General features: G+C 62.5%; 8 protein-coding genes, 2 tRNA genes and 2 rRNA genes. 8 read left to right on the forward strand and 4 right to left on the reverse strand.

From position 1 onward, the window contains the following. Nucleotides 1-167: 167 nt before the first annotated feature. Together E4A48_RS18965 and pyrE are read right to left on the reverse strand one after the other, a co-directional pair. A complete protein-coding gene (locus E4A48_RS18965; RefSeq protein ID WP_039006267.1) occupies nucleotides 168-848 on the reverse strand; it encodes a hypothetical protein in 681 nt (226 codons plus the stop codon). A gap of 15 nt (nucleotides 849-863) precedes the next feature. Next, on the reverse strand, nucleotides 864-1,523 hold the full coding sequence (pyrE, locus tag E4A48_RS18970; RefSeq protein ID WP_058196730.1) for an orotate phosphoribosyltransferase: 660 nt from the start codon (nucleotides 1,521-1,523) through the stop codon (nucleotides 864-866). Between the two features lie 128 nt (nucleotides 1,524-1,651). On the opposite strand from pyrE, the gene E4A48_RS18975 reads away from it, so the two are divergent. The 3 genes from E4A48_RS18975 to E4A48_RS18985 all read left to right on the forward strand — a co-directional run bounded on the left by E4A48_RS18975 (nucleotide 1,652) and on the right by E4A48_RS18985 (nucleotide 4,063). Continuing rightward, the gene (locus E4A48_RS18975) at nucleotides 1,652-2,452 is read left to right on the forward strand and encodes an exodeoxyribonuclease III (protein ID WP_039006265.1); all 801 of its coding nucleotides are present in this window, start codon (nucleotides 1,652-1,654) and stop codon (nucleotides 2,450-2,452) included. Further along, nucleotides 2,449-3,765 (forward strand): AmpG family muropeptide MFS transporter, encoded by a 1,317-nt coding sequence (locus E4A48_RS18980; protein WP_039006264.1) that lies wholly within the window; start codon nucleotides 2,449-2,451, stop codon nucleotides 3,763-3,765. Before E4A48_RS18975 ends, E4A48_RS18980 begins: the two co-directional genes overlap by 4 nt. A gap of 70 nt (nucleotides 3,766-3,835) precedes the next feature. Then, on the forward strand, nucleotides 3,836-4,063 hold the full coding sequence (locus tag E4A48_RS18985) for a hypothetical protein (protein WP_039006263.1): 228 nt from the start codon (nucleotides 3,836-3,838) through the stop codon (nucleotides 4,061-4,063). A gap of 42 nt (nucleotides 4,064-4,105) precedes the next feature. Here the strand turns inward: E4A48_RS18985 and E4A48_RS18990 are convergent, their stop codons facing one another. Together E4A48_RS18990 and E4A48_RS18995 are read right to left on the reverse strand one after the other, a co-directional pair. Continuing rightward, entirely contained in the window at nucleotides 4,106-5,236 is a 1,131-nt protein-coding gene (locus tag E4A48_RS18990; protein ID WP_142742971.1) for an anhydro-N-acetylmuramic acid kinase, read from the reverse strand. Nucleotides 5,237-5,327: 91 nt separating this feature from the next. Further along, nucleotides 5,328-6,797, reverse strand: coding sequence for a M23 family metallopeptidase (locus tag E4A48_RS18995; RefSeq protein WP_142742972.1), 1,470 nt, complete (start codon nucleotides 6,795-6,797; stop codon nucleotides 5,328-5,330). 167 nt (nucleotides 6,798-6,964) lie between these two features. Here E4A48_RS18995 and tyrS point away from each other — a divergent pair, with 167 nt between their 5' ends. The 5 genes from tyrS to E4A48_RS19020 all read left to right on the forward strand — a co-directional run bounded on the left by tyrS (nucleotide 6,965) and on the right by E4A48_RS19020 (nucleotide 13,739). After that, entirely contained in the window at nucleotides 6,965-8,176 is a 1,212-nt protein-coding gene (gene tyrS / locus E4A48_RS19000; protein WP_142742973.1) for a tyrosine--tRNA ligase, read from the forward strand. Between the two features lie 598 nt (nucleotides 8,177-8,774). Beyond that, nucleotides 8,775-10,319: ribosomal RNA gene (locus E4A48_RS19005) — 16S ribosomal RNA — on the forward strand. A gap of 85 nt (nucleotides 10,320-10,404) precedes the next feature. Further along, a tRNA-Ala gene (locus E4A48_RS19010) sits at nucleotides 10,405-10,480 on the forward strand. 75 nt (nucleotides 10,481-10,555) lie between these two features. Further along, nucleotides 10,556-10,632, forward strand: a tRNA-Ile gene (locus E4A48_RS19015). A gap of 227 nt (nucleotides 10,633-10,859) precedes the next feature. Next, a 23S ribosomal RNA gene (locus tag E4A48_RS19020) occupies nucleotides 10,860-13,739 on the forward strand. The 16S and 23S rRNA genes sit together here with 2 tRNA genes alongside, the layout of an rRNA operon. Nucleotides 13,740-13,839 lie beyond the last annotated feature (100 nt).

Below are 13,839 nucleotides of genomic sequence, written 5' to 3' on the forward strand. Positions count from 1 at the left end.
ACAGAGTTGCCGAGAGCGCAACGATTGCGGGCTGCGCTCGTCGCGGTTGAAGTCGCTCCCACAAGGGACGCGCGGCGTACTCGCTGGGTGCACTGTGGGGGGGGGACTTTCAGTCACGACTTGCCTGCCGCGGCGACCTGGTTACCGTCGCTGGCCGCGCGCTGCGCTCAACCGCTGCTCGTCGACGCAGCCGGCGCCGTCCCGGTTTCCGGCCGCTTCGCCGCACGATAGCGTTGCAGGGCGTCGTCGATTTCCTGGTTCAGGCCGAGCCGCTGCTGCTCGAAGTTCTTCTGCATGCGCAGCTGCCACAGCAGCGCGCGATGCCGCTGCTGCACGTCCTCGACGATCTTGCCGGTCACCTTCTGCCCGGCCAGCTCGCGCGCGCCGCCGCTGGCGAGCAGGCCGACCAGGCTCTCGCGCAGGCTGTTGACGTTGTAGCGCGCGGTGTTGATGTTGTTGTCGACAATGCCGATACGCTCGGAGAACACCCGGCGCAGTTCCTCTTCGGTCTGGAACGACAGCAGCATCGCCTGGTCGGTGCGTTTGCGCGTCTCCAGCGCCGCCTGATCGGCGCGCTGCTGCGCGGCATCGGCGGCGGCCGCGGCGCGCTCCTCGGCATTCAGCGCGCGGCCGACCGCGCCGCTGCGCATCCCGCTCCTGGCATTGAATTCGTCGCGCGCCTGGTTCACCGCTTCCGGCGGCAGCGCATCGCTGCACATGCGCTGCCCGCTCTGGTTCCAGCAGTACAGTTTCTTGGATGACGCCTGCTGCGCTGCGGCCGGCAGCGCAATCAGTGCGAGCAGGACCGGCAACGCGGCCCGGGCCCGTGGTCGTTGGATCGGCATCATGGCAGCCCCCTGCTGTCAGCCTGACGGATCGCAGCCGTAGCGTGCCCGATAGGCCAGCAGCGGTTCGCGGAAGCCGACAAGGTCCGCGTTTCCATCGATGAATGCAAGCAGATCGCCCAGGTGCGCGACCGACACCACAGGGACGCCGGCCTCCGCCGCCACCGCCTGCGCCGCCGAGCGCCGGTCGTGCTCGCCGGCGATCTCCTGGCGGTCCAGCGCGACCAGGATCGCCGCCGGGATGCCGCCGGCCTCGCGGATGATCGCCAGCGCCTCGCGGATCGCGGTGCCGGCGGTGATCACATCGTCCACGATCAGCACCCGGTGCCCGGCCAGCGGCGCGCCGATCAGGCTGCCGCCTTCGCCATGGGTCTTGGCTTCCTTGCGGTTGAATGCCAGCGGCAGGTTGCGGTCGCGCTGCGCGTACTCGCAGGCCAGCGCAGTCGCCAGCGGGATGCCCTTGTAGGCCGGGCCGAACAGCAGGTCGAAGTCGAGCCCGGCGGCGTCGGCCGCATCGGCGTAGCACGCCGCCAGGCGCGCCACCGTGCTCCCGGAATCGAAGCGCCCGGCATTGAAGAAATAGGGACTGATGCGCCCGGACTTCAGCGTGAACTCGCCGAAGCGCAGCGCCTGCGCATCCAGGGCCAATTGCAGGAAACGTTGCCGGTAGTTGGTCATTGGGGTCTGGGAGTAGGCAATAGGGAATAAGCAATGGTCAAAAGCATAGCCGGTTGTTCCGTCTTCGCGGCCTTGCTGGGGTACGCTTTGCCGATTGCCCCTTCCCTTTTCCCCATTCCCGGCTCTCCATGCGCATCATCAGTTTCAACGCCAACGGCCTGCGTTCTGCCGCCACCAAGGGCTTCTTCGAGTGGTTCTCCAGCCAGCACGCCGACGTGCTGTGCGTGCAGGAAACCAAGGCGCAGGAACATCAGCTGGCCGGGCCGGCGTTCCTGCCGCAGGGGTATCGAGTCTGGTTCCGCGATGCCAGCACCAAGAAGGGCTACAGCGGCGTGGCCATCTACAGCAAGCGCGAGCCCGACGAGGTGCGCACCGCGCTGGGCTGGCCCGAGTTCGACGAGGAGGGCCGCTACCTGGAAGCGCGCTTCGGCAACCTCAGCGTGGTCTCGTTCTACATCCCCTCCGGCTCGTCCGGCGAACTGCGCCAGGGCTACAAGTTCCAGGTCATGGATTGGCTGCGGCCGATCCTGGCCGAATGGCTCGCCAGCGGCCGCGACTACGTGCTGTGCGGCGACTGGAACATCGTGCGCTCGGCGCTGGACATCAAGAACTGGAAGTCCAACCAGAAGAATTCCGGCTGCCTGCCGGCCGAGCGCGACTGGCTCAACGGCCTGTGCGCCGACTGCGCCGAAGACACCGACCCGGTCAGCGGCCGCGGCTGGGTCGACGCGTACCGCGCGCTGCACCCAGATGGTCAGGACTACACCTGGTGGAGCAACCGCGGCGCTGCGCGCGCCAACGACGTGGGTTGGCGTATCGACTACCAGTTCGTCACGCCGTCGCTGCGCGAGCGCCTGCAGGGCTGCGCGATCTACACCGCGCAGCGCTTCTCCGACCATGCGCCGTTCGTGGTGGACTACCGCGAATGAGCGGAACCGCGTCCGCGCCGGCGTCCTACAAGGGCTGGGCCGGGATCAGGCGCGCCTTCGCCACGCCGTCGGCGGCGACCATGGCGCTGCTCGGGTTCGGCAGCGGCCTGCCGTTCCTGCTGATCGCCTCGCAGACCCTGTCCACGCGCCTGCGCGATGTCGGCCTGGACCTGGGCAGCATCGGCCTGATCAGCCTGGCCAGCTTCTTCTACCTGCTCAAGTTCCTGTGGGCGCCACTGCTGGACCGCTATCCGTTCCCGCTGGTCGCGTTCCTGGGCCGGCGCCGCTCGTGGCTGCTGGTGTCGCAGCTGGGGGTCACGATCGGCCTGGCGGCGCTGGCGCTGATGCGCCCGGAGCTGAGCATCGGCGGCCTGGTGCTGTGGGTGCTGATCGCCTCCTTCGCCGGCGCCACCCAGGATTCGGTGGTCGATGCGTACCGGATTGAGATCGCCCCGGCTTCGGCGCAGGCTGCGCTCGCCGCGACCTACACCTTCGGCTACCGCATCGGACTGATCCTGTCCGGCGCCGGCGCGCTGTACCTGGCCCAGTTCGGCAACTGGACCCTGGCCTATCTGGTCATGGCCGGGCTGATGCTGCTGCCGATCGCCACCACCTTGCTGTGCCGCGAACCGGAGGTGCCGGTGGCCACGGTGGTGCGCAAGATCGATGTGGTCGGCGCGTTCTGGCAGCCGATCTCCAGCTTCTTCAGCAGCAACGGCCTGGCGCTGGGCCTGGGGCTGCTGCTGTTCGTGGGCCTGTTCAAGTTCCCCGACCAAGTGATCGGGGTGATGTCCGGGCCGTTCTACCTGGATTCGGGTTTCAGCAAGGCCGACATCGCCACCGTCTCCAAGCTGTTCGGGGTGTGGATGGGCATCGCCGGCGCCTTCGCTGGCGGCCTGGCGGTGGCGGCGTTCGGCTTCCGGCGCATGCTGTTCGTCGCCGCGCTGGGCGTGGCGCTGTCCAACCTGGCGTTCCTGCTGATGGCCCACCATCCCGGGCAGCTGTGGTCGTTCTACGCCGCGCTCAGCGCCGACAACCTGTTCCAGGGCTTCGCCGGCACGGTGCTGGTCGCGTTCATGTCGTCGCTCACCGACCGCAACTTCACCGCCACCCAGTACGCGCTGCTGGTGTCGCTGGCCAATCTGCCCGGCAAGTTCGTCGGCGGCGCCTCCGGCTACATCGTCGAGGCCACCTCCTACAGCACCTTCTTCGTGCTCAGCGCGTTCACGGTGATCCCGACCATGCTGCTGCTGGCCTGGCTGTGGCCGCGGATCCGCGAACAATCGGCGCCCGCCGCGCCGCAGGCGGATTGAAAGCCCGCCCGGACTTGCGGATGATGCTCGGCGGCGCATGGGGTGCGCCGCCGTCCGTTCGGGAGTCCGTATGACTGATCTGCTGCTGCGCGACATCGACCCGATCCTGGTCGATCGGATTCGCCGCATCGCCGTTGCGCGCGGCTGGACCCAGCACCAGACCGTGCTCAACCTGATCGAGCAGGGCCTGTTCGCCAGCGCGCACGAGGTGCGCAGCGGCTTCGAGAATCCGGAAGTGGATGCCTTGTCCGAGGCGATCGCCGCGTTGCGCGAACTGCCGGCCGGCGCCGGCTTCTGAGCCGCGCATCGGCGCCCATGGCGCTGATCGGTGCCGCCGCCGTCAGGCCAGGTGGATCGCGCCCAGGATGCGCGGCCCGCGCGCGCCGCTGACCGAAGGCAGGTTGCCGGGCAATCCGGCCAGGGTTTGTCGCGCCAGCCAGGCGAAGCCCATCGCTTCCACGTAGTCCGGATCCAGGCCCAGCGACTGCGTGGACAGCACCTGCACGCCCGGCAGCCGCGCCTGCAGCCGCGCCAGCAACAGCGGGTTGTGCACGCCGCCGCCGCACACCATCAGTTGCCGTGTCGCCGGCTGCTGCGCCAGCAGCGCGTCGGCCACGGTGGCCGCGGTCAGCTCCAGCAAGGTTGCCTGTACCGCCGCGGCCGGATGCGCGGCCGGCTCCAGCAGCGCATCCACCCAGCGTAGGTGGAACTGCTCGCGGCCGGTACTCTTGGGTGGGGTCAGCGCGAACCAGGGGTCGGCCAGCAAGCGCCGCAGCAGGCCGTCGTCAACCTGGCCGCTGGCGGCGAAGGCGCCGCCGGCATCGTAGGGCTGGCCCAGATGGCGCTGGCACCAGGCATCGAGCAGCGCGTTGGCCGGGCCGGTGTCAAATCCGCGCACGTCGCCGTGCGCCGGCAGCAAGGTCAGGTTGCCGATCCCGCCCAGGTTCAGCACCGCGCGGTCCTCGTGCGCCGCGCCGAGCATCGCCGCATGGAAGGCCGGCATCAGCGGCGCGCCATGGCCGCCTGCGGCGACGTCGCGGCGGCGGAAGTCGCACACCGTGGCGATCCCGGTCAGCTCGGCGATGCGATTGCCGTCGCCCAGTTGCCAGGTGAAGGCGGGGTCGGCCAGCGGCCGGTGGCGCACGGTCTGACCGTGCGAGCCGATCGCGCGCACTGCCGCAGGCGCGACGCCGGCTTCCTCGAGCAATTGCAGCGCCGCGTCGGCGAAGGCGATCGCCACTTGCGCATCGAGCCGGCCCAGCGTGTCCAGCGAATCGATCTCACCGCCTTCGCCCAGTGCGATCAGCGCTTTGCGTTGGCGCGGCGCCCAGGCATAGGTGCGGCCCAGGCGCAGCTGCGCCTGCCCGGCGCGATCGAAACGCACCAGCGCAGCGTCGATGCCATCGGCGCTGGTGCCGGACATCAGGCCCAGGAACACGGATGCGTCGTCGAGTGCGGTCGGATCGGGCATTGCGGGGCACCAGGCGGCGGTCGGCAGCGCAGCGTGGGCGAGGGATGGCAGCGCGTCAATCCACGCCGCCATCGCGGAATCGACGCGCGGCTCAGCCGGCGTCGCTGGAGTGCGCCGGCCTAACCGAGGCGACCGCCTTTTTCTTCTTTGCCGGTGGGCCGTCCTGCGCCGGCATGGCGTCGGCGTAGATCAGCTTTTCCACGCGCTGGATGCGTGCAAGCGCCGGCGAGGTCTGCGCACGGAACGCGACCAACTCCGCACCGGCCAGCGGCGTCGGCGGCGGCATCGTCACCGACGCCGGATTGCGCTGCACGCCGTCCACGCGGAATTCGTAGTGCAGGTGTGGGCCGGTGGCCATGCCGGTCATGCCGACGAAGCCGATCACCGTGCCCTGGTTGATGCGCTGGCCGGGCTTGATTGCGCCGAAGCGCGACATGTGCCCGTATAGCGTGCTGTAGCCCTTGCCGTGGTCCAGGATCACCACGTTGCCGTAGCCGTGCTGGGTGCCGACGAACTGCACCCGCGCATCGCCGGCGGCCATGATCGGCGTGCCCGACGGCGCCGCGTAGTCGATGCCCTTGTGCATGCGCATGGTGCCCAGCACCGGATGCTTGCGCGCGCCGAAGGTCGAGCTGATCCGGCTGTAGGACACCGGCATGCGGATGAAGCTCTTCTTCAGCGGCCGCCCGCTGACGTCGAAGTACTCGGCCGGCTTGCCGTCGCGCTCGAAGCGGAAGCCGCTGTAGGTCTTGCCGCTGGTGGTGAAGGTCGCTGCCAGGATCTTGCTGGTGTCGATCCGCTCGCCTTCGCGCCAGGTCTCGTCCATCACCACGCTGAAACGGTCGCCCGGCTGAAGATCCTTGTCGAAGTCGATGTCGTACTTGAAGATATCGTCGGTCATCGTCGCGATCGCCGCCGGCGACAGTCCGGCCTTGCGCGCGGCCACGTACAGCGAGCTGGTGATTTCGCCGCTGATGACCGCGGTGCGGGTGCTGGTTTCGCGCTCGGTCACCTTCTCGCGGATATTGTCGCCGAGCAGCGACAGTTCCACGCGATGGGTGGCGTCGCGGTCGAAGCGGATCCCGCGCAGGCTGCCGGCCACCGGCAGGTCGAAGCCGATCTCGGCGCCGGGGCGCAGCTTGGTCAGCGCCTCACGCGTGCCGGGGTGATCCAGTACCTGGTGCATCACCGTGGCCGGGATGTCGAGCTGTTCGAACACCGCGCCCAGCGTCTGCCCAGGCTGGATCCGCACCACCTGCCAGCTGTCGCCGGCCACGCCCTGCTGCTGGGCCAGCGAGATCGGCGGCAATGGCAGCGCCAGGGTCGCGTGCGTGGTCTGCAGCGGCGCGTCGATCGCATTGGAGAAGCCGGGCACGATCGTGGACACCAGCGCGCCGATGGTGGCGAACAGGCTGGCGTGGATCCAGTGGCGGCGCGTCCAGCGCCCGGCGGGGAGATGTTGGCTCAGCTGACGATGCAGTGCGGTGTCGTGAAGTACATGGAGACGTTGCTGGAAGCGCTGCTTGCGCGCGCGTTCCTGTTCGGTTTCGCTGTTCTGCATCAAAGCTTCCTCGTGAGCTCGAAGCGCGAGCTCAAAACTCGGCTACCATAAACATCGATCTACAGCGCGTCAAACCATTGAACCGGCTCAGGTTTTCGCCGGACGCGCGGTTAACTCGCATTTAACGCCATTCATGTTGCCTGGCGGCAACCCGTCGGAGTTCCGTTTTGTCCACGATTGAAGAGTCTCTTGCCCTGATCGGCCGCGGTGCCGACGAAATCCTCAAGCGCGAGGAACTGGAAGCGCGGCTGCACGCGGGCCGCCCGCTGCGGGTCAAGGCCGGTTTCGATCCGACCGCGCCCGATCTGCACATCGGCCACACCGTGTTGCTGAACAAGATGCGTCAGTTCCAACAGCTGGGCCATCAGGCGATTTTCCTGATCGGCGACTTCACCGGCATGATCGGCGACCCCACCGGCAAGAACGTTACCCGCAAGCCGCTGACTCGCGAGGACGTGCTCGCCAACGCGCGCACTTATGAGGAGCAGGTGTTCAAGGTGCTGGACCGCGAGCGCACCGAAGTGCGCTTCAATTCCGAATGGTTCGGACAGATGAGCGCGGCCGACATGATCCGCCTGGCCGGGCAGCACACGGTGGCGCGCATGCTCGAGCGCGACGACTTCGCCAAGCGCTATGCCGCGCAACAGTCCATCGCCATCCATGAATTCCTGTATCCGCTGGTGCAGGGCTACGATTCGGTGGCCTTGAAGGCCGATGTCGAGCTCGGCGGCACCGACCAGAAATTCAACCTGCTGATGGGGCGTGGCCTGCAGGAGCATTACGGGCAGCCGGCGCAGATCGTGCTGACCATGCCGTTGCTGGAGGGCCTGGACGGGGTCAACAAGATGTCCAAGTCGCTGGGCAACTACATCGGCATCAGCGAGCCGGCGATCGACATCGTCACCAAGACCATGAAGATCGGCGACGAGCTGATGTGGCGCTGGATCGAGCTGCTGTCCTTCAATATAAGCCTGAGCGAAGCGCGGGAACTGAAGCGGCAGGTACAGGCCGGCGCATTGCACCCGCGCGAAGTGAAGCTGCGCCTGGCCCGCGAGCTGACCACGCGCTTCCACGATGCGGCGGCGGCCGAGCGGGCCATCGTCGGCTGGCATGCGGTGGTGACCGGGCAGGGCGACACCAGCGCATTGCCGCTGCAGGACGTGGTGGTGCCGGCGGAAGGCCTGCGCATCACCGCGCTGTTGACCGCCGCGGGGCTGACCGCCAGCAACTCCGAAGCCAGCCGCAAGCTCAAGGAGCGCGCGGTACGCGTGGAGGGCGAGGTGGTGGAAGACCCGCAGCACAGCTTCGTGCCCGGATTCGAAGGCGTGCTGCAGGTCGGCAAGCGGACCTTCGCACGCGTGCGCCTGGTCTTGGCCTGAGCGCGATGGCGGCTGAGCGCCGCCATCGCGGTGACAGCCTTAAGTAGTAGAGCCTGGGCTGCGAACTGCGTCTTTGTGTGCATCGCATCGGCGCGTCCTGAGACGGTGCAGTGAAAAAATCTTTCACACCCCCTTCCCAAGCGACGGGTTTGGGGCCATACTTTCCCTCCACCCGACGCAACGCCTTGCGGCAACGCAGCAGCGACGCGGCGGGGCCGTCAAAAACCTCATCAAAAAGGTATTGACGGCAACAAAAAAGCCGTTATGATGTGCGGCTCGGTTCAGCGAAAAGCCTTCGGGGTTTGAGTTGAATCGGCGTCAAGCCCTCCGAAACGAGGTGTTGACGGCAAGAAAAAGCCCGCTATAATGGGCGGCTCGCTACGACGGAAACGTCGCGGCGGAACGGGAAAGGCGCTGAGGCCGGCCCCCAAGTTCTTTGACAGTGTGCGCAGGTAACTTGTGAGGGCGCCTGCAGGTGGAAGTATGTCCATCTTGCAGACGTTCGAATCAAGAGCAACAAATCAATTGCTAAGCAAGCGATACGTAAGCTTGGTTTGAACTCTGCATATCAAAGTATTGGCCTTCGGGTCTGTAATTTTAAGTGAAGAGTTTGATCCTGGCTCAGAGTGAACGCTGGCGGCAGGCCTAACACATGCAAGTCGAACGGCAGCACAGTGGTAGCAATACCATGGGTGGCGAGTGGCGGACGGGTGAGGAATACATCGGAATCTACCTTTTCGTGGGGGATAACGTAGGGAAACTTACGCTAATACCGCATACGACCTTAGGGTGAAAGCGGAGGACCTTCGGGCTTCGCGCGGATAGATGAGCCGATGTCGGATTAGCTAGTTGGCGGGGTAAAGGCCCACCAAGGCGACGATCCGTAGCTGGTCTGAGAGGATGATCAGCCACACTGGAACTGAGACACGGTCCAGACTCCTACGGGAGGCAGCAGTGGGGAATATTGGACAATGGGCGCAAGCCTGATCCAGCCATGCCGCGTGGGTGAAGAAGGCCTTCGGGTTGTAAAGCCCTTTTGTTGGGAAAGAAAAGCAGTCGGTTAATACCCGATTGTTCTGACGGTACCCAAAGAATAAGCACCGGCTAACTTCGTGCCAGCAGCCGCGGTAATACGAAGGGTGCAAGCGTTACTCGGAATTACTGGGCGTAAAGCGTGCGTAGGTGGTTGTTTAAGTCCGTTGTGAAAGCCCTGGGCTCAACCTGGGAATTGCAGTGGATACTGGGCAACTAGAGTGTGGTAGAGGATGGCGGAATTCCCGGTGTAGCAGTGAAATGCGTAGAGATCGGGAGGAACATCTGTGGCGAAGGCGGCCATCTGGACCAACACTGACACTGAGGCACGAAAGCGTGGGGAGCAAACAGGATTAGATACCCTGGTAGTCCACGCCCTAAACGATGCGAACTGGATGTTGGGTGCAACTTGGCACGCAGTATCGAAGCTAACGCGTTAAGTTCGCCGCCTGGGGAGTACGGTCGCAAGACTGAAACTCAAAGGAATTGACGGGGGCCCGCACAAGCGGTGGAGTATGTGGTTTAATTCGATGCAACGCGAAGAACCTTACCTGGTCTTGACATCCACGGAACTTTCCAGAGATGGATTGGTGCCTTCGGGAACCGTGAGACAGGTGCTGCATGGCTGTCGTCAGCTCGTGTCGTGAGATGTTGGGTTAAGTCCCGCAACGAGCGCAACCCTTGTCCTTAGTTGCCAGCACGTAATGGTGGGAACTCTAAGGAGACCGCCGGTGACAAACCGGAGGAAGGTGGGGATGACGTCAAGTCATCATGGCCCTTACGACCAGGGCTACACACGTACTACAATGGTGAGGACAGAGGGCTGCAAGCTCGCGAGAGTAAGCCAATCCCAGAAACCTCATCTCAGTCCGGATTGGAGTCTGCAACTCGACTCCATGAAGTCGGAATCGCTAGTAATCGCAGATCAGCATTGCTGCGGTGAATACGTTCCCGGGCCTTGTACACACCGCCCGTCACACCATGGGAGTTTGTTGCACCAGAAGCAGGTAGCTTAACCTTCGGGAGGGCGCTTGCCACGGTGTGGCCGATGACTGGGGTGAAGTCGTAACAAGGTAGCCGTATCGGAAGGTGCGGCTGGATCACCTCCTTTTGAGCATGACAACTACGCCTACAGGCGTCCTCACAAGTAACCTGCATTCAGAGAGTTCCGCCACAGGGCGGAGCACCCCGATTTCGGGGCCATAGCTCAGCTGGGAGAGCACCTGCTTTGCAAGCAGGGGGTCGTCGGTTCGATCCCGACTGGCTCCACCAGATTGCAGATCCCTCTGCAAACGCCCGTACCTGCGTGTGCGGACAGTCTAAGGGACCTGCGAGAGCAAAGACTTTGGGTCTGTAGCTCAGGTGGTTAGAGCGCACCCCTGATAAGGGTGAGGTCGGTGGTTCGAGTCCTCCCAGACCCACCACTCTGAATGTAAGAAGCACACTAAGAATTTAAGATGCGCCAGCAGTGAGGCTGGAGTATGTTCTTTTAAAATTTGTGACGTAGCGAGCGTTTGAGATCAAACTATCTTGACGTGTCGTTGTGGCTAAGGCGGGGACTTCGAGTCCCTAGAAATTGAGTCGTTATAGTTCGCGTCCGGGTTTTGTACCCCCGGACTCAGCATGACCTTGAGGCAACTTGAGGTTATATGGTCAAGCGAATAAGCGCACACGGTGGATGCCTTGGCGGTCAGAGGCGATGAAGGACGTGGCAGCCTGCGAAAAGTGTCGGGGAGCTGGCAACAAGCTTTGATCCGGCAATGTCCGAATGGGGAAACCCACTGCTTCGGCAGTATCCTGCAGTGAATACATAGCTGCTGGAAGCGAACCCGGTGAACTGAAATATCTAAGTAACCGGAGGAAAAGAAATCAACCGAGATTCCCTAAGTAGTGACGAGCGAACGGGGACTAGCCCTTAAGCTGGTATGGTTCTAGAAAAACAACCTGGAAAGGTTGGCCATAGAAGGTGATAGCCCTGTATTTAAAAGGGCCATTCCAGTGAAGACGAGTAGGGCGGGGCACGTGAAACCCTGTCTGAATATGGGGGGACCATCCTCCAAGGCTAAATACTCCTGACCGACCGATAGTGAACCAGTACCGTGAGGGAAAGGCGAAAAGAACCCCGGAGAGGGGAGTGAAATAGATCCTGAAACCGTGTGCGTACAAGCAGTAGGAGCTCGCAAGAGTGACTGCGTACCTTTTGTATAATGGGTCAGCGACTTACTGTTCGTGGCAAGCTTAACCGTATAGGGGAGGCGAAGGGAAACCGAGTCTGATAAGGGCGCATAGTCGCGGGCAGTAGACCCGAAACCGGGTGATCTAGTCATGCCCAGGGTGAAGGTCAGGTAACACTGACTGGAGGCCCGAACCCACTCCCGTTGCAAAGGTAGGGGATGAGGTGTGATTAGGAGTGAAAAGCTAATCGAACCCGGAGATAGCTGGTTCTCCTCGAAAGCTATTTAGGTAGCGCCTCGGACGAATACTGCTGGGGGTAGAGCACTGTTATGGCTAGGGGGTCATCGCGACTTACCAAACCATTGCAAACTCCGAATACCAGTACGTACTATCCGGGAGACACACGGCGGGTGCTAACGTCCGTCGTGAAAAGGGAAACAACCCAGACCCACAGCTAAGGTCCCAAATTCACTGCTAAGTGGAAAACGATGTGGAAAGGCACAGACAGCCAGGAGGTTGGCTTAGAAGCAGCCACCCTTTAAAGAAAGCGTAATAGCTCACTGGTCGAGTCGGTCTGCGCGGAAGATTTAACGGGGCTAAGCAGTGAACCGAAGCTTGGGGTGCATCGCGATAAGCGATGCGCGGTAGAGGAGCGTTCCGTAAGCCGTTGAAGGTGGATTGAGAAGTCCGCTGGAGGTATCGGAAGTGCGAATGCTGACATGAGTAACGATAATGCGGGTGAAAAACCCGCACGCCGAAAGCCCAAGGTTTCCTTGCGCAACGTTAATCGGCGCAGGGTGAGTCGGCCCCTAAGGCGAGGGCGAAAGCCGTAGTCGATGGGAAGCAGGTTAATATTCCTGCACCTCGCGTAAGTGCGATGGAGGGACGGAGAAGGTTAGGTGTACCGGGCGTTGGTTGTCCCGGGGAAAGGCGGTAGGTTTGGATCTTTGGCAAATCCGGGATCCTTTAAGACCGAGCACCGAGACGAGTCTTTTAGACGAAGTCACTGATACCACGCTTCCAGGAAAAGCTCCTAAGCTTCAGCTTACGCAGACCGTACCGTAAACCGACACAGGTGGGTAGGATGAGAATTCTCAGGCGCTTGAGAGAACTCGGGTGAAGGAACTAGGCAACATGGCACCGTAACTTCGGGAGAAGGTGCACCCTTTTTGGTGGCTCATGCGAGCTATAGCTGAAGAGGGTCGCAGAAACCAGGCCGCTGCGACTGTTTATCAAAAACACAGCACTCTGCAAACACGAAAGTGGACGTATAGGGTGTGACGCCTGCCCGGTGCTGGAAGGTTAATTGATGGGGTCAGCCGCAAGGCGAAGCTCTTGATCGAAGCCCCAGTAAACGGCGGCCGTAACTATAACGGTCCTAAGGTAGCGAAATTCCTTGTCGGGTAAGTTCCGACCTGCACGAATGGCGTAACGACAGCGGCGCTGTCTCCACCCGAGACTCAGTGAAATTGAAATCGCTGTGAAGATGCAGCGTTCCCGTGGCAAGACGGAAAGACCCCGTGAACCTTTACTATAGCTTTACACTGAACGTTGAGTTCGTCTGTGTAGGATAGGTGGGAGGCTACGAAACCATGGCGCTAGCTGTGGTGGAGCCAACCTTGAAATACCACCCTGTCGTGCTTGACGTTCTAACCTAGGTCCGTTATCCGGATCGGGGACCGTGTATGGTGGGTAGTTTGACTGGGGCGGTCTCCTCCTAAAGAGTAACGGAGGAGCACGAAGGTACGCTCAGCGCGGTCGGACATCGCGCACTGTGTGCAAAGGCATAAGCGTGCTTGACTGCAAGATCGACGGATCAAGCAGGTACGAAAGTAGGTCTTAGTGATCCGGTGGTTCTGTATGGAAGGGCCATCGCTCAACGGATAAAAGGTACTCCGGGGATAACAGGCTGATACCGCCCAAGAGTTCATATCGACGGCGGTGTTTGGCACCTCGATGTCGGCTCATCACATCCTGGGGCTGTAGTCGGTCCCAAGGGTATGGCTGTTCGCCATTTAAAGTGGTACGCGAGCTGGGTTCAGAACGTCGTGAGACAGTTCGGTCCCTATCTGCCATGGGCGTTGGAAGTTTGAGAGGGGCTGCTCCTAGTACGAGAGGACCGGAGTGGACGAACCTCTGGTGTTCCGGTTGTCACGCCAGTGGCATTGCCGGGTAGCTATGTTCGGAAGCGATAACCGCTGAAAGCATCTAAGCGGGAAGCGCGCCTCAAGATGAGACTTCCCGGGGCACAAGCCCCCTTAAGGAACCATGTAGACTACGTGGTTGATAGGTCAGGTGTGTAAGTGCAGCAATGCATTGAGCTAACTGATACTAATGATCCGTGCGGCTTGACCATATAACCTCAAGGTGCTTCCAAGCATCCCTTAGCACGACACACGTCGATAGCTATCCAAACGCTCGCTACGTCACACCCTATGAGAGGCTGGCGCCAGTTG

This window comes from Xanthomonas translucens pv. cerealis (genome assembly GCF_006838285.1).
In the GTDB taxonomy this organism is placed as follows: domain Bacteria; phylum Pseudomonadota; class Gammaproteobacteria; order Xanthomonadales; family Xanthomonadaceae; genus Xanthomonas_A; species Xanthomonas_A cerealis.